A 26,146-nucleotide genomic window follows, 5' to 3' on the forward strand; every position below is an offset into this window, starting at 1 on the left:
GACTATCAAAAACCGTTGCTGCTGCTGGGTCAGCGGCAGGGGTTGTTCGATACCGTCAACCGCCACTATCCGGCGATCTGGAGGCTGTACAAAGCACAAAAATCGCTGGATTGGGACGAAAACGAATTCGACTATTCCTCGTGCAATGCCGATTTCAAATCGTGCTCGCGCGGCACCTACGACATGATGATCAAGACGCTGGCCTGGCAGTGGGAAGCCGACAGCGTGGCCTCGCGTGCGATTGCGCCAGTGCTGGCGCCGTTCATCACGTCATCCGAGTTGTGGGCAGCATGGCAACGGGTGTCCGACAACGAAGTGGTGCATGCGGCCACGTACTCGGAAATCGTGCGCAATTCGTTTGATGATCCCGCTGTCATTCTCGATGAAATCCTGCGCGTGCAAGCGGCGCACGACCGGCTGCATTGCGTGGCACAGGCGTTTGCCGAGGGCTATGAGGCTTCGCACAAATACGCCATCGGCCAATTGCCCAATGACCAAACCACCTATAACGCGGTGTTCATGACCATCGTCGGGCTGTTCTGCATGGAGCGGATTCAATTTTTGGCTTCATTTGCAGTGACCTTCGCCATTTGTGATACCGGGCTGTTTCAGCCGATTGGCAAAGCCATCCAGAAAATTGCGCAAGACGAGTTGGAAATCCACGCCGAGCTGGACCGTGCGGTGCTCCTGAATGAACTGTCCACCGAACGCGGGCAGACCGCGTTTGCGCAATGCCATGACGCAATCCAAGCCTTGATCGAGGAAGTGATCGACAGCGAACTGCGCTGGATCGATTACCTGTTTTCCGATGGCCGCGAACTGGTGGGCATGAATGCCGACCGCCTGTCGGCATGGACGCTGTATTGCGCCAAAGATGTGTATCAAACCCTGGGCCTTGCCAGCCGCAAGCATGCGCTGCCCGCCAGCAATCCGCTGAAGTTCATGGAGAAGTGGCTGAACATCAGCAAGACCCAAGCCTCGCCGCAAGAACAAGACATCGCCGCATACAAGGTTGGGGTGATGCGTCGCACCGACCAAGACGTAGTGTTTGACGACGACTTCTAAACCGCACCTATTTCAAGCACAAGGAACCGCGATGCATATCCATATTTACGGCAAAGACGGCTGCGTCAATTGTGAAAAAAGCAAACTGCTGTGCCAGATGCAATCCCTTGATTTCCATTACCACACGGTGGGTGCCGATATCAGCGTGGACGAGCTACACGCCAAGGTCGGTACGCCGGTGCGCAGCTTGCCGCAAATTTTCATTCAAGGTGATGCGGCGCTCACGCATATCGGCGGCTATGAGGAGTTGCGGCAACACTTGCGCCAACAGCATTGAGTTGCGTTGGGGAGAGATGCCCGCCTGCGTGGGGGTAGCAGTACATGTTCAGCGTTGCTTTGCGGCCGGGTTGTCTTACCGCATCGGCAACGCACCCGTGCCGCGTTAACATGTGCGGCATGGATCAGCCCCAGCAAAACTTCGGTAACCACCTGTTGATCGCGCTGCCGTCACTGCGCGATACGCATTTTGATCGCAGCGTGACGTTAATCTGCCAACACGACAGCGATGGCGCGATGGGGGTGGTCATCAACCGGCCCTCGGAGTACACCGTGGGCGAGGTGCTGCAACAGATGGGGATGCGCTGTGATAACGATGCGTTGAAGACGCAGGTCGTGTTGGCTGGCGGGCCGGTACACCCCGAACGTGGTTTTGTCCTGCACGAGGGGGATAAAGGCTGGGATTCCAGTTTAGTAGTGGGCGAGGGTTTGTACCTGACCACCTCACGTGATGTGCTGGAAGCGATGGCGTGCGGCGAAGGCCCGCAACAGGCGTTGATCACGCTAGGTTGTGCCGGGTGGGGTGCAGGGCAGTTGGAGCATGAATTGGCCGACGATAGTTGGTTGTTGGTGCCCAATCGGCGGGCGGTGTTATTTGATTTGCCGATGGCGATGCGTTGGCAATCGGCGGCGGGCAGTATTGGGGTGGACTTGCTCAACCACGTGAATCACAGCGGCCACGCATGAGCCAGGCTGCCGCCACCGGCTTTGCGCTGCGTGCCGACGGCACTGTATTGGGCTTTGACGTGGGCGCGCGCCGGATTGGCGTGGCGGTGGGCAATGCGTTGACCGGGAATGCCAGTGCCATCGCGGTGATCGATGTGCATGCCAATGGGCCAGACTGGGCACATTTCGACAAACTCCTGCGCCAATGGCGGCCCGACGGCCTGATCGTGGGTGACCCGATGACATTGGATGGCGGTGACCAGCCCATCCGCAAAGCCGCCAAGGCATTTGCGCTTGCGGTACAGCAACGCAGCGGGCTGCCGGTGGCCATGGTCGATGAGCGGAATAGTTCGCAAGAGGCCGCACGCCGGTTTGCGGCGGCGCGCGCCGCCGGTACCCGCAAGCGTCGTGATGCCGACGTGCTAGATGCGGTGGCAGCGGCGGTGATCATCGAACGCTGGCTGTCCAGCCCGCGTGATGCGATGGCGTTAAGCTCCGACGCATAACCATTGGATATGCCCGCTGCTGCTGGCAGCACGCGCAAAAACAACTTGCGCAGGCTTGCCTTAGACTTTGCAGATGCAAATTGGCGGCCTTTCCATCGATGATGACGCGCTGATCGAACGCTTCGTGCGGGCGTCGGGGCCGGGTGGGCAAAACGTCAACAAGGTGGCCACTGCGGTGGAGCTGCGGTTTGATGTGGCGGGGTCACCCTCGTTGCCGGAGCCAGTGCGCGCACGCCTGCTGGCCAAGCGCGACCGGCGCATGACCGCAGAGGGGGTGCTGGTGATCAATGCGCAACGCTTCCGCACCCAGGAGCGCAACCGCGAGGATGCGCGCACACGCTTGGCGGCGTTTATCGAAGCGGGCTTGCATGTACCCACACCGCGCATTGCCACCAAACCCACACGCGCCTCCAAAGAGCGCCGCTTGGGCGAAAAGCGTGGACGTGCGAGCATCAAGCAGGGGCGCACTGGGCGAGGTTGGGATTGAGTCAGACAGACAAGCACGCGGTGGTGTTGGCCGTGCCGTCGCAGGTACCGAAGATGCCGCGCTACCGGTTTGCGCAGTGGTTGGGCCGCAGTGTGTTGCGGCTGGGCGGTTGGCGCATGCGTGGCGAGATACCCAACATTCCCAAAGCGGTACTAATTGCGGCCCCGCATTCGTCCAATTGGGATGGCGTGTGGGGGATTGCCGCCAAATTGGCGATGGGGCTACGGCTGTCGATTTTAGGCAAGCACAGTTTGTTCAAGGTGCCGTTGATGGGGCCGCTGTTGCGCTGGCAGGGGGTGATTCCGGTCAACCGCAGTGCGCCGCAAGGGGTGGTGGAGCAAGCGGTGGCGGCGATGCAGGCACGTGCTTGCATTTGGTATGCAATCGCACCCGAAGGAACCCGCAAGCAGGTGCAGCAGTGGAAGCCGGGGTTCTGGCGGATTGCACATGCGGCGGGTGTGCCGGTGGTGGTGGCGGCGTTTGACTATTCCAGCCGCAGCATCGTCATTGGCCCGGCATTTACGTTGAGTGATGACATGCAGGCCGACATCGCACGCATCCAGCACTGGTATGCGCCGTTCAAAGGGCGCAACCATGATGTGGTGCAAATGCAATCGTGATGTAAAAACGCCCCGATTTCTCGGGGCGTTTGGGTTGCGCGTGAGGGTGTGGCTCACTCCAGCGACTTGCCGCCAATTTTCCATGTCACTTGCAGATAGAAGCTGCGCCCAATGCTGTCAAACCACGAGGTGTCGTAGTACGGATATGCAGACCACGTGGCATCACGCGGCGGCATTTTGTCGAACAGATTGTTGACCGACAGCGACAGCCGCAGATGGTCGTTGATGTCGTAGCGGGCACTGCCATTGAAGCGCCATGTGGCGGGCGTCCAGGCATCGTTGGCGTAATTGGCCACGCGGCCCAGATAATTGCCAAACAGACCGGCACCCCAAGCGCCGCTGTCCCAATTCACGCCCACGTTGGCCTTGGTGCGCGGAAGAGTGGTATCGCTGAAGCTGACATCCAGCATGTTTTCGGTGGGGTCACCCGGGTACTGTTGACGGGTGTGCCGGCGCGTCCAGTTGTAGTTGCCGCTGAAGCGGAAATCACCCGCGCTGGCGGTTTGCAGACGGTAGTTGGCGGTGACATCCACACCCGAGGTTTGCTCTTGCGCGATGTTGATCGGTCCAAAATGCACACTGGTGATGTTGCCGTTGGCATCGCGGATCACCCGCGCCAGTGCATCCACACACGACGGTGAGTGGATGTCCACGCTGGCCCCCGACTCGGTCTTGCCGAGCCGGCAATTGGCCTCAGTGACGCGCAACAGTTCACGGTCTTGCGTCTGCACCTGATTGTTCACGCTGATCTTGTAGTAATCGACAGCGATGTCGAAGCTGGAGGTGGGCGACCACACAAACCCCACGGTGGCCGATTTGCTGGTTTCGACATCCAAATTGCGGTTGCCGGCATACACGTCGCGGGTGTTGATATCCCAACTGCCGTCGTCATAACAATCGGCATTGTTGAAGCCGGGTTCGTCGGTGCGGCATTGGAAGTAGTCGGTGGACACTTTGCGGTAGTAGTCGTTACCGGCGAACAGATAGTGCATGTCCGGCGCGCGGAAGCCGGTGCCATACGAGCCACGGACCAGCAGCGTATCCAGTGGCCGCCATTCCAAGCCGGCACTGTAAGTGAATTTGCCGGGGTGCTTACCATCATAGCCATAGCGGTCATAGCGGCCCGCAAGGCTGGCTTGCAGCGTACTGAACAACGGCAGGCGCAATTCGCCGGCGGCACTCCAGCGGTCGCGCTTGCCGCTGCCATCGCCATAGCGCGGGCCAAAATAGGCGGTATCGGTCAGTGCCAGCGGGTCGGGATTGATGTGGTAAGACTGCTTGCCGTATTCCAGCACGCCGGCAAAACCGGCATCACCGGCGGGCAGGGTAAACAGCACGGGCGTGTCGAAGGTGAAGCTGAGGTTGTCGTTGGCCGCCTTGGGGCGGAACGTGGACATCGCCGCCAGTGAGGCAAATTCGGCGGTGGTCAACGGCTTGAACAGACGGTTGGGATCGGGTGCGTAAATCGCGTAGCCATCATCGTCATAGCCCAAACGCTGGCCAAGGAAGAAGGTGTTGGCGGCATCCATCTTGATGCGCGGCATGCTGACATCGGCTTTGTATTGCGAGTGGTTGTAGGCCGCTTCCCAGCTCCAGTTTTCACCCCAGAAACCCTTGAAGCCGGTGGTGATGGCGAAGGTTTTTTCAGTGGTGATATTCATGCGGTTTCGCAGGCCGCCCACTTCTTCCGGGGTGAACTGCCGCTGCCAGACTTCGTATTGATCGGTGTTGGCGTTGTAGAAAATATTGTCATCCACATCCGCCGCATTGGGGTCTTGGAAGGCCCAGCCCATATGGTCGCTGGCCATATTGCCCACGCGAGAGGTCAGTACATTGCCATTGGTGCCGCTGAGCAGCTTGACCTTCTGATAGCCGATCTGGGTGTCGGCAAACCAGCTGAGTTGGTCAGAGAAATGGTATTCAAACGAGCCATAAGCGGTTGCGCCACGGCGCTCGTTTTGGATGGTGCGGTAGGCAATTGCACGGTCACTGCCGCAGTAGGCGCGGCCACGGGTGTCCACTGCCAGCACGGTGGTGCCGTCGTTGAGACCGGCCAGTGCTTTGCAGTCATCTGGTGGCGCTGTTTTATTGATTTGTGCAATCACGCGCGGCAGTTGGCTGCGGGCGGTAGGGCCATCGGTGGTGGAATTTTGGATGCCACGCTGGTAGCCCCAGACCGGGCGCTTGTCCATCAATTCCAAGCCGACGATGCCGGTGAAATTGCCGCTTTCAAAGCCCGTGGTCAGGGTCAAATTGTGTGATTGCCCACCACCACGGCTGGTGTCGCCATAGCGATAGTCAATGGTGGTGCCGTCGGCGGATTTCTTCAGAATGAAGTTGATCACACCCGCCATCGCGTCCGAGCCATACACCGCCGAGGCGCTGCCAGTGAGCACTTCGATGCGGTCGATCATACCCAGCGGGATGTTGCCGATATCGGTGAAATTGCTTTTGCCATTCAGCGGCAGCGGGAAGTCGGCAACCCGGCGGCCGTTGATCAGCACCAAGGTGTGGTTGGGGCCAAGCCCGCGCAGATCCACCGCCTGCGCACCGGGAGTGGACTGCGCGCTGGTGGTGTTTTGCTGGCCCTGCACGGTGCCGCTGTTTTGGCTGAGCGAGCGCAGCACATCCGGCACGCTGGTGAAGCCGGCGGCCTTGATTTGTTCGGCGCTGACCACGGTGATGGGCGCCGGGCCTTCCACTTGCGCGCGCGGGATGCGCGAGCCGGTGACCTGCACCGATTGCAAGTTGGTGACCGTGCTGTCACTGGCCGCTTGCGCGGGCTTGGCGGCGGCCGGTTTGGCCGCCGGTGCGGCTTGCTTGGTCGCTGCGGCAGGCACGATTAGCACCGCGCCGGAGGCATCGCGCTGGGCGCGGAAGCCGCTGTTCTTCAGCAGCGCATCCAGTGCCTGTGGCGAGGCGGCTTGGCCGTTCAGGCCGGCGCTGCGCGCGCCTTGGAGTTGGTCGGCGCGATACACCAACTGGGTGCCGGACTGGCGTGCATACGCATCCAGCGCCGAGGTCAAATCACCGGCGGGGATAGCAAGGCGAGGGGCGGTTTGTGCGTGTGCTGCCAAGGCGGCAGTGCAGGCCAGCGATAACATCAGGGCGCGAAGCGGACGGGACGGTTTCATGATTGGCGGTTTCCCCATGGGCACTCGATGCGGTGCCGTTACAAAGTATTGACGAATGTGTGCGAAAAATCCCGCCCCCGCCCGCATTCGCCCTGACGCGTACTAGCGCGAACGCAGGACAATTTCGCCAGCATGGGTGCTGGCACGCACCGGAAAGCCGGCTTCCAGCAAGCGCACAAAGGCATCTTGGTTATCCCAGCGAAAACTGCCGCCAATGCGTAAATGGGCCACGTCGGCATCGGCAATGCGCAGTTGGCGCGTGTTGTAGCGGTTGAACTCGGCAACGGCGTCTTGCAGCGGGGTGTCGCGAAACACCAACCAGCCATCGCGCCAGTCTAGGAGTTGCTTGGCTTCGGACAGGGCCATGCTGCGCACCAGCACGCTGCCGTCGTGCACCAAGGCCACGCTGCCCGCCGGGAGTAGGGATGAGGGAGAGGTTTGTCCGTCGGTATGCGGGGCATCCAAGCGCACCGTGCCTTCGGTCACCACCACGCGTAAGTCGTCGCGGTCACGGCGCACCGAAAACCGGGTGCCAACGGCGACCGCACGATAGCCGCCCACCGCGACTGCAAACGGACGTTGTGGATCTTTGGCGACCGCAAAAATGGTTTCGCCACGCACCAAGCTGACATCACGCTGCGTGCGCGCCAGCCGCACGTCGATGCGGCTGTTGCTGGCCATGGTCGCCTGTGAGCCATCCAGCAGCGATTGGGTGCGAACCTCGCCGATGGCCGTGCGATAGGTGGCAACATCCACATGGGTGTAATTGCGCCAGCTCCAACTGAGCAGCAGTGCGCAGCAGCCTGCCATTGCGATGGCGCGAACAAGTCGCTGGCCACGGCTGCGGGGCGTGGGTCTGTGCGATGCCCGGGCGGGGCGCAGCGCCAGCAGCATTTGCGCGCGACGATCCGCTGGCGCGGCGTGCCAGTAGCCTCGTGGGGGTGGCCCGGCGTGTGACCAACCGGCCCCCAGCGCTTGTAACCGGTCGCTTTGCGCCCAACTGGCCTGCAAACGCAAGAACGCCACCCGGTGGCGGGTGTCTGCCGCCAGCCAGGCATCCAATGCAGTGACGTCACTGGCCCCCCAGTGCCCGCTATCGCGCTGCGCTAGCCAGTCGGCGGCGCGCGCTTCGATCTCATTCGGCGTAAGGGTGGGCATCGGCAGCACCCGCAATGGACGCGGTAGGTGGACGCACGGGATCGCCAGCGGACAGCGCGTCAGCCAGTAGGCGCATCCCTTTGGCAATGTGTTTTTCCACGGTTTTCTCGCTGATCCCTAGGCGTTTTGCCACTTCTTTTTGCGACAACTCCTCCACCCGGCGCAGCCACACCACTTCGCGACAGCGATCTGGCAATTGGTCGAATGCGGCGGCCAGCCACTTCAACGATTGCCGACCCCCGCACCAGCGTTCCGGTGACACCTCTTCCACTAAGACGTGCGAAGGATCGAAATCACCCATTGGCTCGATCGACACCACCTTGCTGCGGCGTAGGCGGTCGGTCATCAGATGGCGCGCGCTGGTAAACAAAAACGCTTTGGGTTGCGTCAGCGTTGCCTTGGCGGCGGCCTCGTACACCCGCGCATACACCTCTTGGCGCAGGTCGAGGACTTCGTCTGGGTGTGGCCAATGCCGGTGCAGGTAGCGCAGCAGCGCAGCCTCGTGGGTCAGGATTTGGGTGACGAACCAATGGTCGAGTGGGGCCTGGTGCATGCTTGCACCATAGCCGATTGCCTGCCCATGTGGCGTGCCAACAACGGCATAGGGGGAAATCGCCCGTGCTTCGTCTAGTACCGTATAGCCAACTCAGAAAGGGGTGTCACGATGAAGCGATTTGCCGGCTGCTCGATAGTCTTGACGGCGCTCTTGCTGGCGCTGCCAACGCGGCCCGTGCAGGCGGCCAATGTCGATTACTACGTGCTGGGAAATGTGCAGGCCAAAACTCCCGGCAAGGTGCAGCCTGGCTTGTTGTTGATGGGCGGTGGCGATCGCAATTTCGATGCCATGCATTGGTTCATGAACAAAGCCGGCAACGGCCATATCGTGATATTGCGGGCATCGCTGGGCGGGCAGATTGGCGAAGAATTCTTCAATAAAGTGGGTGGAATCCAGTCGGCGGAAACCTTCGTCTTCAAAGATCGCGACGCTGCCAGCGACCCCAAAATTTTGGCCGCCATTCGCCACGCCGATGGCATCTTCATCGCCGGTGGTGATCAAGCGCGCTATGTGCGTTATTGGCGCGGCACGCCGTTGGCCAAAGCACTGAACGACCATGTGAAAGCTGGCAAGCCGCTGGGCGGCACCAGTGCCGGTTTGGCGATTCAAGGGGAATACCTGTATAGCGCAATGGACGGCGGCAGCATCACCAGCCCGCGCGCGCTGGCCGACCCACTGGGGGACAGCAACACGATTGAAACCGGCTTCCTCAATTTTTCATTGCTGGAAGGCGTGATTACCGACACCCACTTCAGCGAGCGTGCGCGGCTAGGCCGGCTGGTGGCGTTTTTGGCTAAGAGTGAAGAACTTGCCGGCCGCCCGCTGATTGGCTTGGGCGTGGACGAACGTGCCGCAGTGGCGGTGGAGGGCGACGGCACCGCGCGCGTGTACGCCACCGCACGCGGGGCGGGTGCCACCGTGGTGCATGGTGGGTTTAACCGCAAGCAGACCGAAGAACACGCCATGCGCTTGGATCGTCTATGGGCGGTGGGCGCGGACTCGGGTTCGGTCTTGCACCTGCCGACGGGGGAAGTAGAAAAACCGGCATTTGCACGCAATTACGCGGTGCGTGATGGCGTGTTGGTGGCATTGGATACCCCCACGCTGGTGATTCACGGCGGTGCCGGTGTGGAGCCTGGCGATTTGACCCCGCAAGAGGAAGACGACGCCCGCAAGGCGATGGAAAAGGCATTGCGTGTGGGTTACGCCAAATTGCAGGGCGGCAGCTCGTCGGTGGACGCGGTGACTGCCGCGATCACCGTGATGGAAGACGCCCCGCAATTCAACGCTGGGCGGGGTGCGGTGTTCACCCACGATGGCCGCAATGAACTGGACACATCCATCATGGACGGCAGCAGCGGCATGGCCGGGGCTGCGGCAGGTCTGCATCGGGTCAAGAATCCGATCCTGCTGGCGCGCGCGATCATGGAGAAATCCAAGCACGTGATGATGGTCGGTGATGGCGCGGAAATCTTTGCCAAGGAACAAGGCATCAGCTTGGTGGATCCGGCGTATTTCCGTACTGAAAAGCGCTGGAAAGCGTTGCAGGATGCATTGCAGGCGGAGGCCAAAGCGCAAGCTTCCAACACCCCGCTGGTGCTGCCGGGCAAGGCGTACTTTGGCACCGTAGGCGCGCTGGCATTGGACGCCAAGGGCAATCTGGCGGCGGGCACCTCCACCGGCGGCATGACCAATAAACGCTACGGGCGCGTGGGTGACTCCCCGATCATTGGGGCCGGCACCTGGGCCGATACCGGCTGCGCGGTGTCCGGTACCGGCTGGGGTGAGTACTACATCCGCGCCGCCGCCGCGCACGAAATCTGCGCGCGGGTGCGGCTGGCGGGCCTGCCGCTGCCCAAGGCCGCCGACGATGTCATCAACAAAGACATCCCCAAGGCCGGTGGTGACGGCGGCGCGATTGCGCTGGCTGCAGACGGGGTGATGACGTTCCCGTTCAATACCGGTGGTATGTACCGTGGTTGGATTGGCAGCGACGGCGTGCCGCATGTGGCGATCTACAAGACCGATACCCTGCCGATGCCGGGGCAGTAAGCGCGGTTAGCGCTCCGAGTGCCCACCCTCGTCGTGGGCACGCGGGGCCAGCAGTTCGGGTTGGATCAATTCGACAAAAGCCCGCGCTTGCGGGCTGAGGAACTTGCCTTTGCGCATCACGATGCCGTAGCTGCGCGACGGAAACCACCGCGCCAGCGAACGCGCAACCAGCCGCTGGCGGTCGGCTTCGGTCAAACAGATCGCCGTCACAATGCTGATGCCCAGCCCCATCGCCACGTATTGCTTGATGACTTCCCAGCCGCCCACTTCCAGCGCCACCGTGTAGGGCACCCGATTTTGCTGGAACACTAGGTCCACCATCCGGTAGGTGGTCAGGCGCTTGGGTGGCAGGATCAAACCATAGGGTGATAAATCATCCAGCGTGAGGTCGCGCTTGCTGGCCAGCGGATGCTCCGGCGGCATGATCAGCATCGGCTCAAACCGATACACCGGCGCATAGCTGAGATCAGCCGGCACATCCAGCATCGAGCCCACCGCCAGGTCCACCCCGTCGCCGCGCAGCAAATCCAGCCCGCTAGCGCCCGTCACGTTGTGCAGGCTCAGGCGCACGTCCGGGTGGCGCTCACGGAACGCCTCCACGATGCCGGGCAGCAAATACAAGATGGTGGAGCTGCCAGCGGCCACATGCAGCTCGCCGGCATCCAGCCCACGCACTTGTTCGCGGAAGCTGGCGGCCAGATTGTCCAGCCCCTCCACCAAGGGGCGGGCCATGGCGTACAGCAGATCGCCTTCGCGGGTGGGGGTGAGCCGGCGGCCGCTGCGCTCGAACAAGCGCACTCCCAATTCGCGCTCCAGCGCCTGCAATTGCAGGGTGACCGCCGGCTGGCTGAGGAAAAGTGCCTCGGCCGCACGCGAGATCGAGCCCAATCGAGTCACCTGACAGAACGCCCGCAACGGCTTCAGGCGGGAGCCTTTGTAAGCAAAACGCAGGGCTGTAGGGCTGCTTTTGGTCATTTATTCTAAAAACATATTTATTTTTCTTATATATATTATTGATAAATCTGCTTTGTCAAATACAAGACGGTGGCGGATGGTTGGCTTCCCCACGCGATGTACGGAGAAGTCGATGTCCGCAGTGCTACAAGAGCGCCCGGGGCAGGGCGTTGTCATCACCCACCACCTGCCAGGGCAGGAGCGGCTGCTACCGCCGGCAGCCTTGGCGTTTCTGGCCGATCTGCATCGCCGCTTCGAAGCCGAGCGCCAAGCCCGGCTGGCCGCCCGCCGCGCCCGCCAGCAGACGTTCGACGCCGGCGCGTTGCCGGATTTCCGCGCCGATACCGCGCATATCCGCAATGGCGACTGGACGGTGGCCCCGACCCCGGCCGCCTTGTTGGATCGCCGCGTGGAAATCACCGGCCCGGTGGATCCGAAGATGGTGATCAATGCACTGAACTCGGGCGCCAATTGCTACATGGCCGACTTCGAGGATTCCACCGCGCCCACCTGGAGCAATCTGCTGACCGGGCAACAGGCGCTACGCAAAGCGATTGCCGGCGCACTGGTGTTCGAGGCCGGCGGTAAGCGCTACGAGCTACGCCCGGAGCGCGATCAGGCGGTGTTGCTGGTGCGCCCGCGCGGTTGGCATCTGGATGAAAAGCATGTGCGGGTGGATGACGTGCGGATGTCGGCCGCGTTATTTGATGCGGGCCTGTTTTGCTTCCACAACGCGCATGTGCTGGCTGGCAAGGCGCGTGGCCCGTATTTCTATTTGCCCAAGCTGCAGTCGATGGAAGAAGCTGCACTGTGGGAGCAGGTGTTTGCTGCCATCGAAATCGAACTGGGCCTGCCGCACGGGCAGATCAAGGTGACGGTGTTGATCGAAACCTTGCCGGCCGCATTCGAAATGGACGAAATCCTGTACGCGCTGAAAGACCGCATCGTGGGCCTGAACTGCGGGCGCTGGGATTACATTTTTTCCTACATCAAAACCTTCCGTCGGCACTCCGATAAAGTGCTGCCCGAGCGCGGCCAGGTGACGATGGCGCAGCCGTTCTTGCGCGCCTATTCCGAATTGTTGATCCAGACCTGCCACCGTCGCGGTGCGCATGCGATGGGCGGGATGGCCGCGCAGATTCCAATCAGCAGCGATGCTGAAGCCAACGCCGCCGCTTTGACGCGGGTACGCGCCGACAAATTGCGCGAGGTGACCGCCGGCCATGATGGCACTTGGGTGGCACACCCGGCGCTGATCCCGCTGGCGCGGGAAGTGTTCGACGCGCACATGCCCAGCCCCCACCAGCGGCATGTGCTGCGCGAAGATGTCAGCGTGACCCAGGACGTGTTGATCACCCCGTCGCGCGGCACGATTACGCGGCAGGGCTTTGAAAACAATGTCGAAGTCTGCGTGCGCTATCTGGCTGCGTGGTTGGCAGGCAATGGCTGCGTGCCGATCCACCACTTGATGGAGGACGCCGCCACCGCCGAAATCGCCCGCGCCCAGTTGTGGCAATGGCTGCATTTTGCGGATGACGGCAGCGAGCCGCTGTCGCTGGACGATGGCACCCCGGTCGATTTCGTGCTGCTGGAGCGTGCCTTGATTGGCCTACCGGCGCGCCTTGCTGCACAACCCAACTTGCCCGGTGCCGGCCACGTCAGTGAAGCCATCGGCATGCTCGACCGCCTCACCCACGCCGAGGAGCTGGCCGAGTTCCTCACCCTGCCTGCGTACGAACGCATCGATTGACCCACGCCCACCCATCTGCCAATCCCACGAGGCTTTCCCATGAAATACCACCTGCCAACCGCCGAACAACTGAAGCTGGACTGGGCCAACAACCCGCGCTGGGCCGGCATCACCCGCAGCTACTCCGCCGAAGACGTGGTGCGCCTGCGCGGCACCATCCCGGTGGAGCATTCGATTGCTCGCCACGGTGCCGAAAAATTGTGGAAGTCGCTGCATCACGAGGATTTCGTCAACGCGCTGGGCGCACTCACCGGCAATCAGGCCATGCAGCAAGTCAAGGCTGGGCTGAAGGCGATTTACTTGAGTGGCTGGCAAGTGGCCGCCGATGCCAATGTGGCCGGCGAAATGTACCCCGACCAGTCGCTGTACCCGGCCAATTCGGTGCCGCAGGTGGTCAAGCGCATCAACAACACCTTGCTGCGTGCCGACCAACTGAGCCACGCCGAGGGTGATGACAGTATTGATTACCTGCAACCCATCGTGGCCGATGCCGAAGCCGGGTTTGGTGGTGTGCTGAATGCGTTCGAATTGATGAAAGCAATGATCGAAGCCGGTGCCGCCGGCGTGCATTTCGAAGACCAGTTGGCCAGCGTCAAGAAGTGCGGGCACATGGGCGGCAAGGTGCTGGTGCCCACCCGCGAGGCGGTGGAAAAACTGACCGCGGCACGCCTGGCTGCCGACGTGATGGGTGTGCCGACCTTGATCGTGGCGCGCACCGACGCCGAAGCGGCGGATCTGCTGACCTCCGATATCGACCCCAACGACCGCCCGTTCTGCACCGGCGAGCGCACGATGGAAGGCTTCTACAAAACCAACAATGGCCTGCAACAGGCGATCAGCCGCGGCTTGGCCTACGCCCCATATGCCGACTTGGTGTGGTGTGAAACCGGCAAGCCGGATCTGGAATTTGCGCGCAAGTTTGCCGAAGCCATCCACGCCAAGTTCCCCGGCAAGTTGCTGGCCTACAACTGCTCGCCGTCCTTCAATTGGAAGAAGAATCTGGACGACGCCACGATTGCCAAATTCCAAAAAGAAATCGCGTCCTACGGTTACAAGTTCCAGTTCATCACCTTGGCCGGTTTTCATGCGCTGAACTACGGCATGTTCGACTTGGCCCACGGCTATGCGCGTCGGCAGATGAGTGCCTTCGTCGAGCTGCAAGAAAAAGAATTTGCCGCCGCCGAACGTGGCTTCACTGCGGTCAAGCACCAGCGTGAAGTGGGCACCGGCTATTTCGATGCCATCACCCAGACCATCCAAGGCGGACAAAGCTCGACGGTGGCGCTGAAGGGCAGCACCGAAGAGGAGCAATTCCAGCCCACGCGTGCCGCAGCGTAAGCAAGCCTACCCGCCGGGCATGGGGCCGGCGGGTACTTGCCACACGGGGGCGCATGCAGTGCTATCCTCCCCATTCAGTGCCAACAGGCCGGGGCTATGAGCGCACGTGTAGTCGTGCCACTGGAAAGTGCAGCAGGACGGCTGGAGGAATTTTCTCCGGCCGCTTCGGTGCTGGACGATGCCGAATACGCTCTATTCTCCCAAGTTGCACGCACCCGTAAATGCGCGGCTGGCGAAGTGCTGTTCCGGCGTGGCGATCACGGCTCCGATATGTATGTCATTGCCAGCGGTGCAGTCGAGCTGGATTTTGGCGATGACCTGGTGCGCAAGCCGCTAGGTGTGGGTGAATTTTTTGGCGAGCTGGGCTTGCTGATGGGCGACCACGCCCGCAGCGCCAATGCCACGATGACCCAACCCGGTGTTTTGTTGGAGCTGGGGCGTGAAACATTCGACCGCCTGACCGACCGCGACCCCAAGCAGCTGGCCAAATTCCTGCGGCGCACGATCATGCGCGTGGTGTGCAACGAGCAGGCCCTGATCGGCCGTTTGCGCCGGCGCAATCTGGAATTGCAAAACACGTTGGATGTGCTGCGCACCACCGCATTGCAATTGGATCAATCCGAAATCCTGATCCGTACCGATGAATTGACTGGGCTGACCAACCGCCGCGGCTTTGTTGCGCACGTGGAACAGGCCCGGCTGGCGGGCAAGCTGCCCGATAGTGCCCTGATCCTGGTCGATTGCGATCGTTTCAAAGAAATCAACGATGGCCACGGCCACTTGGCCGGCGACCGTGTGCTGCAAAGCGTGTCGAATTTGTTGCGCGCGGTCTGCGGTCAGGACGATATCGCCTGCCGCTTGGGTGGTGACGAATTCTGTCTATTGATCCACGGGCACAACCGCGACGGAGCCGAGCGCATCGCCGGTTACATCGTCGAAAGTGCGCGTATCCTGCAACGGATGCATCAACGTCCGCCACAAATGACCACGCTCAGCATCGGTGCCTGTGTGGTGGCGGCGGATGCCGAAATCGCATGGGAGCACTGGTACAAACAAGCCGACCTTGCGCTGTATCGCGCCAAGCACCAGGGTGGTAATCGCGTCGAGTGGCAGGATTGAGGCTGGCTTGATGGACGGCGCCAGCAAACCGCAGGTGCGTACGCTATTGCTGACCGACTTGGTGGACTCCACCCAATTGGTCGAGCGTATCGGGGATAGTGCCGCTGCCGCACTGTTCCGCAGCCACGATCGCATCGTGCTGGAGTTGCAGCAACACTGGCGCGGTCGGCTGATTGATCGCAGCGATGGCTTGCTGTTGATCTTCGAGCGTCCCATCGACGGACTGGGCTTTGCCTTGGATTACGCGCGCGAACTACGCGATTTGGGGCGTATGCAAGGCCTGAAGCAAGTCCTGCAAGCCCGCGCGGGTCTGCACGTGGGCGAAGTTTTGCAATGGGAAAACAGCCACGACGCTGTGCAGATGGGGGCCAAGCAGGTTGAAGTGGAGGGTTTGGCCAAACCCTTGGCGGGTCGCTTGATGGCGCTGGCCCGGCCCGGGCAGATTCTCTTGTCGGCCACCGCCGAACCGCTGGCGCACCGCGCCGCTCGCGAGCTAGGCGAGCGCGGCGACACCTTGGTGTGGAAATCCTATGGGCGTTGGCGCTTCAAGGGCCTGCCAGAAGCACAGGAAATTTTTGAAGTCGGTGAGCCCGGGCTAGCCCCGTTGCGGATGCCGGCACACACCCCCAAGGCCTGGCGTGACCTGCCACTGTGGCGGCGGCCGGTGGCGCTGGCGGCCGAGGCGATGATGGCGGCCGGGCTGGCATTTGGGGCGTGGTTCTTGATGCACCCACAGCCGGCGATTGCATTTGCCGAACGCGATTGGGTGGTGGTGGGTGACCTGCGTAACCTGACCGGCGATGCCAAGCTGGACGAATCGCTGGAGCAGGCATTCCGCATCAGTTTGGAGCAGTCGCATTACGTCAACGTACTGTCCGATCTGAAAGTACGTGAAACCTTGGCGAATATGCAGCGCAAGGCGGACGTGCCGGTGGATCGTGCGCTGGGTTCCGAAATCGCCCTGCGGGATGGTGCGCGTGCACTGCTGCTGCCCACCGTGGCCGAAGTCGGTGGCCGTCTGCGGGTGAGTGCCGAAGTGATCGACCCACGCACCCAAACCACGGTGTACGCGGTGATGGCCGATGGCCGAGGCGTGGAATCTGCGCTGCGCTCGATCGACCAAGTGACCGACCAGTTGCGTGGCAAGTTGGGCGAGGCCTTGCAAAGCGTGCAAAAGACCTCGGTGCCGCTGCCCAATGTGGCCACCCCCAGCCTGGATGCGTTGAAGGTATTTGCGGTGGCGCGCAATGCGGCCAATACCACCCGTGATCGTGAACAAGCGCTGGGCTTGTATCGGCGCGCGCTACAACTGGATCCACAGTTTGCATTGGCGCACGCAGATATGGCGAGATTGCACGCGCAACTGGGTGAGGTCGAGCAGGCGCGTGACGAATGGCGCAAGGCACTGGCAATTCCTGCACGATTGTCGCCACAAGAAAAAATGAGTGTCGAGTTGATGCTGCTGCAAAACAGCGGGCCAGAGATTTATTTCCGCAAAGCGCAGGAATACCTGGTGCTATACCCCGATGATTTCAGCACCATGAGCCGTTTGGCGACCAATCTGTGGCATCAGCGTAATGATTTTCGTGCTGCCGAGGCGATGGCACGGCGTGCGATTAAGCCGCAGTATGCGCGTAGCAATTCCGTACGCTATGCCTTGGGGGTTTTTCTGCTGGGGCAGGACAAAGTGGATGCAGCACTGGCCGAATTTCAACACGCACGGCAAGCCGGTTACACCGGCGGTGGTGAGTATTACGCGCGCGCCTTTGATGCACGCGGCCAGCATGCCGAAGCTGATAAGGTGTATGCCGCCAGCACGAGTGGCCGGCAAGGCTGGCAACGCGATGCGGCAGTATCGACGTGGGTGGATCGTCGGCAATGGGCGCAGGCCGATGCGGCGGCGCAAGCGTGGTATGGCCAAGCAAGCGCCCAAGGCGATGTGGTGGAAACACTGCGCGCGCAAGCGGCGCAGACAAGCGTCGGTGTATTTTCAGGGGCGAGTGACGCGGCACAGCGGCGACAAGCCCTGCAGGTGGCCGTGGATGCACAAGCGCAAGCAGCCGATGCCATTTATCCAGCGATGTCGACTGAACTCCGTTTGTACGCAGGATTACTCGCCGCATTCGACGATGATCGTGCGGGGATTGATGTCGCGCTACAGCAGACCGAAAGCAGTGGCGTGGTAGCGGAGTTCCCAACGCTGGCACAGTTGCGGCAAGTGCTATTGGCAGAGCAAGAACGTCTGCGTGGTCAGCCGAAGGCGGCAGTGGCGCGGTTGCAACCCTTGGCCAAGCAAGACACGGCGTTAGTGGCCGTGCACTGGGCATTGTTGCGTGCTGAGCGTTCTGCGGGGAATGCGGTCGGCATGCAAAGTCAGGCAAATTGGCTGGCCACGCATCGGGGGCGCGTGCTTACCGAAGCAACGACGACGGAAGTGTTGCGTTTCTTTAATGTGGCATCGGCATCGGAAGTGCAAGACGTGCCTCGTCCAAGCGCTCGGTAAAAATAGCGCCACCAGCAACAGCTCGCCAAATCTGCGAGCGGCTGCCGATAGGTGAAAATTCAGTAGTTATCCGTGCTCTGGCATGCAAGGGGGCACTCCATCCCTTGAATGCCGGACATTACGTCCTCCAGCTTGTTGCGCTGGGCTTTGATTTGTTCGGGCGAAGCCAGCGTACCGCTCTTGAGCTGCATGCAAGCCCACGGATCCGTATAGCCTAACGAGCGCAGCGCCTGTTCCGGCGATTGCTGGAACTGTTGGCGGAAGGCGTCGTTGCTTTCGAGATTGTCTAGAAGCTTCTTGACCAGTTGCGGATGCAGACCGGCCGGCGGGATTTTGTCTTGTGCCACGGTGTTCCCCCTCTTGTGAATGGAGCGTGGACAATAGCACCCAAGTGTTTAGATGGAGTGTGCAATGCAGGTCAGGCGCTGTGCTGCGGTTTGGCTAGAACCGCGTGAGGTGGCCAGCTTCCAATTGGACGATCTGCTGGCCGGTGGCACCGGCGTGGTGGCGCGGCTGTGTTGGTTCGCCCATGCGCCGCATTTGGCTGCGGCGGTTGAAGTGGATGTCGATTGGGTGCCGTTACTGGGCGCTTTGGGTGCGCAAGATTGGCTGCAACGCGATGCGTTGGATGCACGCTATGGTGGTGCGGCGGTGGATGCCTTGCTGGCGGCCGGATTGTTGCAGGCCAAGTCTGAAAGTGTCGTTGGCATCGACGACACTGCCGCAACCGATGCCGCCTACCGCGCGCAGGGTTGGTACCCGGCAGCCGCATTGGCGCATATGGCGACCCGCTGGCAGGGCATCGATGGCCCCAGCAGCATGGCCGAGCAAGATTTGGACAACAACGAAGGCCTGTTGCGCCAGCACGGCGCACCGCCACCGCGTGAGCCGGAAGCGGTTGGCACCGACGCCGCACTGCACATGCCGGTGCCGGCGCGCGATGCCTTCGACACCTTGCTGGACAGTCGCGCCACCTGCCGCAATTTTGATGCCGAGGCAGTATTGCCATTGGCCACGTTTTCACAACTGATGGCGCGTGTGTTTGGCGCACGTGGCAGCGGACACCCTGCACCGAACTTCACGGTATTCAAGCGCACCAGCCCGTCCGGCGGCGCGCTGCATCCCACAGAATGTTTTCTGATCGTGCAGCGAGTGCAAGGCATTACGCCGGGTTTGTACCGCTACCGCATCGATGGCCACGCGCTGGAACCGATGGCCGCGCAGATTGCACCACCGCAACCAGGGGATGTGGGAACGCAGGTCTTGGGGAAGGCCGCCGCACGCGCATGGACGCAGAACGAGTTGTACGCGTTTGCCAAGATCGCGGTGGCCGGGCAGGATTTCTTCGCCAACGCGCCGGTGCTGTGCATTTTGGCACCGCGCTTTCATCGCAATTTCTGGAAATACCGCAACCACGCCAAGGCCTACCGCGTTTGCGTGCTGGATGTTGGTCACCTGTCGCAAACCTTGCAGCTATGTGCCACCCAGGCGGGCTTGGGGCCGTTCATCACCGGCGCGATCAACGAAGTCGATATCGAACGTGCGTTCGGTATGGCCAGCTACATGCAAAGCCCCCTGGCGGTGTGTGGGTTTGGTGCGCGTGCGACAACCTTGGTCAAGTCTGAATTTGATCCCAACCGGCTGGTGTGGCCGCGCGCGAGCATCTGACCTTTGCTAGCCCTGACCTTGCTAAGCCGCTTGTCGGTTACCACTGCCGCGCTCCAGTTTGCGATAACCAATCGCCTCGGTCAGGTGGGGGGTGTCGATGGCGTCACTGCCGGCCAAATCGGCAATCGTGCGCGCCACCCGCAAGATGCGGTGTAGCGAGCGTGCGGATAGCTGCAAGGCATCCACCGCACGTTCCAGCAGGGCAGCGTCGCGCGCGGCCAGCCGGCAAAACGCATTGGTCTGGTTTTGATCCAGCTGCGCATTGGCGCGGTCACTGCGCGCCAGTTGCCGGTTGCGTGCGGCGATGACGCGCGTGCGCACGCTGGCGCTGGATTCGCCACTGGGGCTATCGGTGCGCAGCTGGGTGGGCGGCAGACGCGGCACGTCCACGTGCAGGTCGATGCGCTCTAGCAGCGGCCCAGAAATTCGCGCGCGGTAGCGGCGGATCATCTCGTCGTTGCACAGGCAGCGCCCGGACGGATCGCCGGCCCAGCCGCAGGGGCAGGGGTTCATCGCCGCCACCAATTGAAACCGTGCCGGGAACTCGCAATGCCGCGCCGCGCGCGAAATACTCACGCTGCCCGATTCCAAGGGCTCGCGCAGGACTTCCAGCGCATGCCGGCTCCATTCGGGCAGCTCGTCCATGAACAACACGCCATGGTGGGCCAATGAGATTTCACCGGGGCGTGGGTCGGCCCCGCCGCCCACCATGGCCACCGCACTGGCGGTGTGGTGCGGGTTGCGGAACGGGCGCTGCCGCCAGCGGGCGACATCCAGCCCGCGGCGACTGGCCGAGGCAATGCTGGCGGCCTCCAACGCTTCGGCGTCGCTGGGCTCGGGCAGGATGCCGCACAGGCGCGAGGCCAGCAAGGTTTTGCCACTGCCCGGCGGGCCAACCAGCAGCAGGTGATGGTTGCCGGCGGCGGCAATTTCTAGTGCGCGTCGCGCCAACACTTGCCCGCGCACATCGGCCATGTCTGGCGTGGCGAGGGCTTGGCTGGGCACCGGCAATGCCTGTGGCAACTGCGTGCGCGCATCCAGCGCCGCACACACTTCCAGCAAGGTGCGTGCAGTGCGCACGTCCACACGGCTGGCCAAGGCCGCCTCGGTACCATTGCCGGGGGCAACCAGCAGGCGGCGCGCACAACTGCCGCAGGCCAGCGCGGCAGCCAGTACGCCATCGACCATGCGGATCTCGCCGGTCAGTGCCAGTTCGCCCAAAAACTCCCAGCCTTCCAATGCCTGTGTGCTGAGCTGGCCGCTGGCGGCCAAGATGCCCAATGCGATGGCCAAGTCGTAGCGGCCACCGTCTTTGGGCAGGTCGGCCGGGGCGAGATTGACGGTGATCCGACGTGCCGGGAATTCAAATTGTGCGCATTGGATGGCGGCGCGCACGCGGTCTTTGGCTTCGCGCACCGCTGCTTCGGGCAGGCCCACGATGGACATCGACGGCAGCCCGCCGGCCAGATGCACCTCGACCCGTACTTCGGGCGCACACACACCTACCCGCGCACGGCTGTGCACGATCGCAAGATTCATGGTGGCGGCCCTTTAGTGGTGGGCGGTGGGGCTGCTGGCGGACGCGACGTGCTCGGCCAGTTCGGCCAGTTGCCGCTCCAGTGCATCCAGCTTGTCGCGGGTGCGTGCCAAGACCGCGCGCTGCACTTCAAACTCTTCGCGGGTGACCAAATCCAGTTTGCCCAGCCCGGCCTGCAACACGGTTTTGAAGTTTTGCTGCAATTCTTCACGACCTTCGCGCAGGGCTGGTGGCACCAGACTGCTCAGGCGGCGGGCAAGTTCATCAAGCTGGGATAGATCGATCATATGCGGCTGACTCATGGCGGCGCTCCGGTGGTTTAGGGCAGCATCGGCGGTAGCACCGGCTGTGACCATCAGAGCAAGACGCATGCGGGGGTGGGATTAGTCCGCATTGCGTGTGCAGTATGCCTTGCGCCGGCGGGTTATGCTCAGCGGCATCGATCAGGAGGCGTGGCAATGAAGATGGTGATGGCGGTGATCAAGCCGTTCAAGTTGGACGATGTGCGCGAGGCGTTGGCCGATGTCGGCGTCACCGGGATTACCGCCACCGAGGTGAAAGGCTTTGGCCGTCAGAAAGGCCATACCGAGCTGTATCGCGGGGCCGAATACGTGGTGGATTTTTTGCCCAAGATCAAGCTGGAAATTGCCGCCACCGATGACCAAGTGGATGCGGTCACCGAGGCCATCATCAAAGCTGCTGGCACTGGCAAAATTGGCGATGGCAAAATTTTTGTGTGGGATTTGGAGCAAGTGGTGCGCATCCGTACCGGCGAGCTGGACGGCGACGCGCTGTAAGCCACTGCGCAGGTCAGGTGATCGGGCGGTTTGCGGTTGCGGGGTCGCGCCACAGCCCCAGCGTGGCATGCAGCGCCAGCACGATGGCCCAACTCAGCCAGAGCGACCACAGCACATGCGACAAAAAGTGCGCGCCGCGCATTTGCTGGATTAGACCCAGAAACAGACTCAACGCCACCGCCAGCAGCCCGGCTGCAATGCTGGCGCGTGGCCGGGCCGGGTAAAAAAACAGCGCGAAGGCCAGCAGCCAACTGCCGGCGGAAACAAACCCTGCCGGGAAGCAGTGGCCGGGCGGCGTGAGTTGTGCAGACAGCGCGGCATAGGCATCGGCATAGGGCGCAACACCGCCGTAGCGGTCGATGTCCCAAGGGCAGTGCATGGGGCTTAGGCGTTTGCCGATACCAATCAACAGCGGCACGACCAAGCTGGCCACCGCCACCAGTCGCCAGCGACGCGCCTGTGTCGAACGCCGCAACGCCCACGCCTTCCACAGGCAGAACAGTGCGGTAAGGTTCAGCACATAGCGCAGCCACTGGTGCACCACGGTGCGCGTCCACCACGCGTCGCGCAGAGGCCAGATGCCGCGTTGTGGGTCATACCAGCGATCTGCCAGCCACACGTCCAACGCGGTGTGGTGAAACAGCAGCAGCAAGCCCAGCCCGCTGACCAGCAGCAGGCACAGGTGGCGCAGATAAAACTGTCGCCAGACGGTTGCCATCAAGTAAGGCGATGCCGTTGCTGCGGCAGATGTCTGGCGACGACGCAATCAGCCCGCCAGCGCCTGCACCACAAACGGCGGTAACACCTGCGCGTGTTGGTGCAGGTCGGCGCTGTAGTACAGGGTTGCAAAGTCTTTGGCGCGGGCATCGTCGATGCGGAAGTTGAAATCTGCATTGGCGGCCTTTTTCGCCATCGTGCAGCTCCACCAACCGGTGGGGTAGCACGGCTGCGGGAACGGCAGGGTCTGGAAGCTGTGGAAGCCGGCCTTGCCCATTTCCACACGCATCGCTTTGATCAAATCCAGCAGCACCAATGGGGACTCACTCTGCTGAACCAGAATGCCATCGTCTTTCAGTGCGCGGTGGCAGCTGGCGAAGAAATCCTTGTTGAACAAGCCTTCAGCCGGGCCCACCGGATCGGTGGAATCCACAATCACGATGTCCACGCTGCCCGGCGCGCAGTTGGCCATGTAGGCGATGCCGTCATCGAACAACAATTCCGCGCGTGGGTCGTGATTGGATTCACACAGTTCGGGGAAATATTTTTCCGCCATCCGTGTCACCTGTTCGTCGATATCGCATTGGGTGGCGCTCTCCACACCCGGATGACGCAGTACCTCGCGCAGGGTGCCGCAATCGCCACCTCCAATAATCACCACGCGCTTGGGGTTGGCATGGGTGAACAGCGCCGGGTGCGACATCATCTCGTGGTACAGGAAATTGTCGCGGGAGGTCAGCATCATCGCGCCGTCGATCAGCATGACATTGCCCCAGTCGGTCGATTCAAAAATTTCGATTTTTTGAAACGGCGACTGTACCTCGTCCAATTTGCGGGTGATGCGAAAGCCGATCGACGAACCAGCTTTTTCAAAGTTTTCGTACAGCCAGTTGGCGTCGGTCATGGTGTTATGTCCTTTGGCATGGTGCTAGGGCGCGGATTGTAGCGGGAATCGGCCCGGCACCCGGTTATCCTTGCTTCAGTTTGGGCAGCCGGCACGCACGGCAGGCCCGTCGTCTTGCCGTTTTGCAGTGGAGTTCCGGCCTTGGATACAGCCTATTTCGACACCCTTACCGCCGCCCAACTGGAAGCCGCCGGCAGTCGCAAATGGACCGCCTTCCCCGGCTGCATTGGTGCGTTTATTGCGGAAATGGATTTTGGTTTGGCGCCACCGATCCGGCAGGCGCTGGACAAGGCGATGGCCGATGGCTTGACGGGTTATCTCACTGGCGCGTTATTACAAGATTTGGGTGACGCCTGCGCGCAGTGGCAGCAGACGCACCACGGCTGGGCCATCCATCCTGCCGATGTCAACGTCATGCCCGATGTGCTCAGCGCGCTGGAAGTGGTGCTGCGGTATTTCCTGCCGGCGGGCACGCCCGTCATCGTGCCGGTGCCGTGTTACATGCCCTTCATCCCGATTTTGAACTGGGTGGACAATCCGGTGATCCAGTTGCCGATGCTGCGCACGGCAGACGGCTGGCAGATGGATGAGGCCGGGCTGGATGCCGCGTTTGCCGGCGGTGCGGGCTTGCTGTTGCTGTGCAACCCGCATAACCCGATTGGCAAGGTCTATACCCGCGAGGAGCTGGCGCGCATCAGCGCGATTGTGGCGCGCCACGGTGCGCGGGTGTTTTCCGATGAAATCCATGCGCCCCTGATATTTGAAGGCCAGCAGCATGTGCCGTATGCCGCGATCAGCGAGGCTGCAGCAGATCAGGCCATCACCGCAGTGTCGGCGTCCAAGATGTGGAATCTGGCCGGCTTGAAGTGCGCGCAAGTGGTGCTCACCAATGAACAAGACCGTGCGCTATGGCGCCGCATTGGCCACCGCGTCAACGATGCCACCTCCACCTTTGGGGTGATTGCGCACACCGCCGCATGGGCGCAGGGCGAGCCGTGGCGGCAGCAGGTGCTGGCGTATTTGCAGGGTAACCGTGATGTGCTGGCGCAGCGGTTGGCCCAGCAGTTGCCGCAGATCGAGCACATCCCCGCACAAGGCACCTATCTGGCATGGCTGGATTGCCGCGCGCTGGCGCTGGCACCCACGCCGCAGGCATTTTTCCGCCAGCACGCCAAGGTGGCACTGACCGATGGTGGGGAATGTGGCGACGGCGGGCAAGGGCATGTGCGCTTCAACTTTGCGCTGCCACGCCCGTTGCTGGAGCAAGCGCTGACGCAAATGGCGCAGGCGTTGGCGGCGCGCTAGGTTGTAAGTCAGGCAGCGCGCGCGCGTGGGGCCTACAATGCGCGTCCTTTCTGTTTTACCGGTAGCCCCGCCATGAGCCAATGGTCGCTTGACCTCGCCCGCAAGACCTACTCCATTCCGCACTGGTCGGAGGGGTATTTCGATGTCGATGCGCAGGGCCGGATCGCGGTGCGCCCCAAAGGTGCGACGGGTGCCACCGTGGCCCTGCCCGAAGTGGTCGATGCGGCGATGGCGCAAGGTGCCAAATTGCCGCTGTTGGTGCGTTTCCCGGAGATTTTGGGCGACCGCTTGAACCGCCTGCAAACCGCCTTCGCGCAGGCACAAAAAGATTGGGATTACAGCGGCGGTTATACCGCCATCTACCCGATCAAGGTCAATCAACACGCCGGCGTGGCCGGCACCCTGGCCAGCCATCGCGGCGAAGGTTTTGGGTTGGAGGCGGGCAGCAAGCCGGAGCTGATGGCGGTGCTGGCGCTGTCGCGGCCGGGTGGGACGATTGTCTGCAATGGCTACAAAGACCGCGAATACATCCGGCTGGCGCTGATTGGCCGCAAGCTGGGGCTGGACACCTATATCGTCATCGAAAAACCCTCCGAGCTGAAACTGGCGCTGGAAGAGGCAGAAAAGCTCGGCATCCAACCAGGTCTGGGCGTGCGCATGCGCTTGGCTTCGCTGGGTGCGGGCAAATGGCAAAACAGCGGCGGCGACAAAGCCAAATTCGGCCTCGACCCGCGCCAATTGCTCAACCTGTGGAAAGAACTGCGCGATGCCGGCATGGGCGATTGCCTGAAGCTGCTGCACTTCCACATGGGCAGCCAGATTTCCAACGTGCGCGATATCGCCGCCGGCATGCGCGAAGCCACCCGCTATTTCGTCGAGCTGACCAAGCTGGGCGCAAACATCAGTCACGTCGATGTCGGCGGCGGGCTGGGCATCGATTACGAAGGCACGCGTTCGCGCAGCTACAACTCGGTCAATTACGGCATCCCGCATTACGCCTCCAGCATCGTGCAGCCGCTGGCCGAAGCCTGCGC

At 61.9% G+C, this 26,146-nt stretch carries 24 protein-coding genes and 1 pseudogene; 16 read left to right on the forward strand and 9 right to left on the reverse strand.

The window, feature by feature from the left end:
• From PK789_RS07930 to PK789_RS07955, 6 genes are all read left to right on the forward strand, one after another.
• A partial coding sequence (locus tag PK789_RS07930) for a ribonucleotide-diphosphate reductase subunit beta (protein ID WP_324308234.1) occupies positions 1-1,065 on the forward strand: 1,065 nt, incomplete at its 5' end.
• Between the two features lie 31 nt (positions 1,066-1,096).
• On the forward strand, positions 1,097-1,342 hold the full coding sequence (locus PK789_RS07935) for a glutaredoxin domain-containing protein (RefSeq protein WP_324308235.1): 246 nt from the start codon (positions 1,097-1,099) through the stop codon (positions 1,340-1,342).
• Positions 1,343-1,461: 119 nt separating this feature from the next.
• Positions 1,462-2,028 carry a YqgE/AlgH family protein gene (locus PK789_RS07940; protein WP_324308236.1) on the forward strand — a complete coding sequence of 189 codons (567 nt, stop codon included), beginning with the start codon at positions 1,462-1,464 and terminating at the stop codon, positions 2,026-2,028.
• A complete protein-coding gene (gene ruvX, locus PK789_RS07945) occupies positions 2,025-2,513 on the forward strand; it encodes a Holliday junction resolvase RuvX (protein WP_324308237.1) in 489 nt (162 codons plus the stop codon). The genes PK789_RS07940 and ruvX overlap by 4 nt, the downstream gene beginning before the upstream one ends.
• Positions 2,514-2,586: 73 nt before the next feature.
• Positions 2,587-3,000 carry an alternative ribosome rescue aminoacyl-tRNA hydrolase ArfB gene (gene arfB, locus PK789_RS07950; RefSeq protein WP_324308238.1) on the forward strand — a complete coding sequence of 138 codons (414 nt, stop codon included), beginning with the start codon at positions 2,587-2,589 and terminating at the stop codon, positions 2,998-3,000.
• Between the two features lie 53 nt (positions 3,001-3,053).
• Positions 3,054-3,620, forward strand: coding sequence for a 1-acyl-sn-glycerol-3-phosphate acyltransferase (locus PK789_RS07955; protein ID WP_324308258.1), 567 nt, complete (start codon positions 3,054-3,056; stop codon positions 3,618-3,620).
• Between the two features lie 53 nt (positions 3,621-3,673).
• On the opposite strand, the gene PK789_RS07960 is transcribed toward PK789_RS07955, so the two are convergent.
• From PK789_RS07960 to PK789_RS07970, 3 genes are all read right to left on the reverse strand, one after another.
• Entirely contained in the window at positions 3,674-6,754 is a 3,081-nt protein-coding gene (locus tag PK789_RS07960; RefSeq protein ID WP_324308239.1) for a TonB-dependent receptor, read from the reverse strand.
• A gap of 102 nt (positions 6,755-6,856) precedes the next feature.
• Positions 6,857-7,912 (reverse strand): FecR family protein, encoded by a 1,056-nt coding sequence (locus PK789_RS07965; RefSeq protein ID WP_324308240.1) that lies wholly within the window; start codon positions 7,910-7,912, stop codon positions 6,857-6,859.
• Positions 7,890-8,465 (reverse strand): RNA polymerase sigma factor, encoded by a 576-nt coding sequence (locus PK789_RS07970; RefSeq protein ID WP_324308241.1) that lies wholly within the window; start codon positions 8,463-8,465, stop codon positions 7,890-7,892. Before PK789_RS07970 ends, PK789_RS07965 begins: the two co-directional genes overlap by 23 nt.
• A 303-nt stretch (positions 8,466-8,768) precedes the next feature.
• Here PK789_RS07970 and PK789_RS07975 point away from each other — a divergent pair.
• Both PK789_RS07975 and PK789_RS07980 read left to right on the forward strand, forming a co-directional pair.
• Positions 8,769-9,335: pseudogene (locus PK789_RS07975) on the forward strand (cyanophycinase); the annotation flags it as partial.
• 198 nt (positions 9,336-9,533) lie between these two features.
• Complete coding sequence (locus PK789_RS07980; protein WP_324308259.1) at positions 9,534-10,520, forward strand: isoaspartyl peptidase/L-asparaginase family protein; 987 nt, start codon at positions 9,534-9,536, stop codon at positions 10,518-10,520.
• A gap of 6 nt (positions 10,521-10,526) precedes the next feature.
• On the opposite strand, the gene PK789_RS07985 is transcribed toward PK789_RS07980, so the two are convergent.
• A complete protein-coding gene (locus PK789_RS07985; protein WP_324308242.1) occupies positions 10,527-11,495 on the reverse strand; it encodes a LysR family transcriptional regulator in 969 nt (322 codons plus the stop codon).
• A gap of 112 nt (positions 11,496-11,607) precedes the next feature.
• Between PK789_RS07985 and aceB the strand changes: the two genes are divergently transcribed.
• From aceB to PK789_RS08005, 4 genes are all read left to right on the forward strand, one after another.
• Positions 11,608-13,224 carry a malate synthase A gene (aceB, locus tag PK789_RS07990; RefSeq protein ID WP_324308243.1) on the forward strand — a complete coding sequence of 539 codons (1,617 nt, stop codon included), beginning with the start codon at positions 11,608-11,610 and terminating at the stop codon, positions 13,222-13,224.
• Between the two features lie 39 nt (positions 13,225-13,263).
• Positions 13,264-14,562, forward strand: a complete 1,299-nt coding sequence (aceA, locus tag PK789_RS07995) for an isocitrate lyase (protein ID WP_324308244.1) — start codon at positions 13,264-13,266, stop codon at positions 14,560-14,562.
• Between the two features lie 96 nt (positions 14,563-14,658).
• Positions 14,659-15,681 carry a GGDEF domain-containing protein gene (locus PK789_RS08000; protein ID WP_324308245.1) on the forward strand — a complete coding sequence of 341 codons (1,023 nt, stop codon included), beginning with the start codon at positions 14,659-14,661 and terminating at the stop codon, positions 15,679-15,681.
• Between the two features lie 10 nt (positions 15,682-15,691).
• On the forward strand, positions 15,692-18,184 hold the full coding sequence (locus PK789_RS08005; RefSeq protein ID WP_324308246.1) for a putative peptide modification system cyclase: 2,493 nt from the start codon (positions 15,692-15,694) through the stop codon (positions 18,182-18,184).
• Between the two features lie 59 nt (positions 18,185-18,243).
• On the opposite strand, the gene PK789_RS08010 is transcribed toward PK789_RS08005, so the two are convergent.
• Positions 18,244-18,531 (reverse strand): NHLP-related RiPP peptide, encoded by a 288-nt coding sequence (locus PK789_RS08010; protein WP_324308247.1) that lies wholly within the window; start codon positions 18,529-18,531, stop codon positions 18,244-18,246.
• Between the two features lie 64 nt (positions 18,532-18,595).
• Here PK789_RS08010 and PK789_RS08015 point away from each other — a divergent pair, with 64 nt between their 5' ends.
• Entirely contained in the window at positions 18,596-19,852 is a 1,257-nt protein-coding gene (locus PK789_RS08015; protein WP_324308248.1) for a putative peptide maturation dehydrogenase, read from the forward strand.
• A gap of 21 nt (positions 19,853-19,873) precedes the next feature.
• On the opposite strand, the gene PK789_RS08020 is transcribed toward PK789_RS08015, so the two are convergent.
• Together PK789_RS08020 and ubiK are read right to left on the reverse strand one after the other, a co-directional pair.
• Positions 19,874-21,391, reverse strand: coding sequence for a YifB family Mg chelatase-like AAA ATPase (locus PK789_RS08020; RefSeq protein WP_324308249.1), 1,518 nt, complete (start codon positions 21,389-21,391; stop codon positions 19,874-19,876).
• Between the two features lie 12 nt (positions 21,392-21,403).
• Positions 21,404-21,676 carry a ubiquinone biosynthesis accessory factor UbiK gene (ubiK, locus tag PK789_RS08025; protein WP_324308260.1) on the reverse strand — a complete coding sequence of 91 codons (273 nt, stop codon included), beginning with the start codon at positions 21,674-21,676 and terminating at the stop codon, positions 21,404-21,406.
• Between the two features lie 171 nt (positions 21,677-21,847).
• Here ubiK and PK789_RS08030 point away from each other — a divergent pair, with 171 nt between their 5' ends.
• Positions 21,848-22,186, forward strand: a complete 339-nt coding sequence (locus tag PK789_RS08030; RefSeq protein ID WP_324308250.1) for a P-II family nitrogen regulator — start codon at positions 21,848-21,850, stop codon at positions 22,184-22,186.
• Between the two features lie 13 nt (positions 22,187-22,199).
• On the opposite strand, the gene PK789_RS08035 is transcribed toward PK789_RS08030, so the two are convergent.
• Positions 22,200-22,904 (reverse strand): phosphatase PAP2 family protein, encoded by a 705-nt coding sequence (locus PK789_RS08035; protein ID WP_324308251.1) that lies wholly within the window; start codon positions 22,902-22,904, stop codon positions 22,200-22,202.
• A 48-nt stretch (positions 22,905-22,952) separates the two neighbouring features.
• Positions 22,953-23,807, reverse strand: a complete 855-nt coding sequence (gene speE / locus PK789_RS08040) for a polyamine aminopropyltransferase (RefSeq protein WP_324308252.1) — start codon at positions 23,805-23,807, stop codon at positions 22,953-22,955.
• A 141-nt stretch (positions 23,808-23,948) separates the two neighbouring features.
• Here speE and PK789_RS08045 point away from each other — a divergent pair, with 141 nt between their 5' ends.
• A complete protein-coding gene (locus PK789_RS08045; RefSeq protein WP_324308253.1) occupies positions 23,949-25,112 on the forward strand; it encodes a MalY/PatB family protein in 1,164 nt (387 codons plus the stop codon).
• A 72-nt stretch (positions 25,113-25,184) separates the two neighbouring features.
• Positions 25,185-26,146 (forward strand): biosynthetic arginine decarboxylase (gene speA, locus PK789_RS08050; protein WP_324308254.1); only part of this gene is annotated, 962 nt, incomplete at its 3' end.

The organism is Thermomonas sp., assembly GCF_035369645.1.
In the GTDB taxonomy this organism is placed as follows: domain Bacteria; phylum Pseudomonadota; class Gammaproteobacteria; order Xanthomonadales; family Xanthomonadaceae; genus Thermomonas.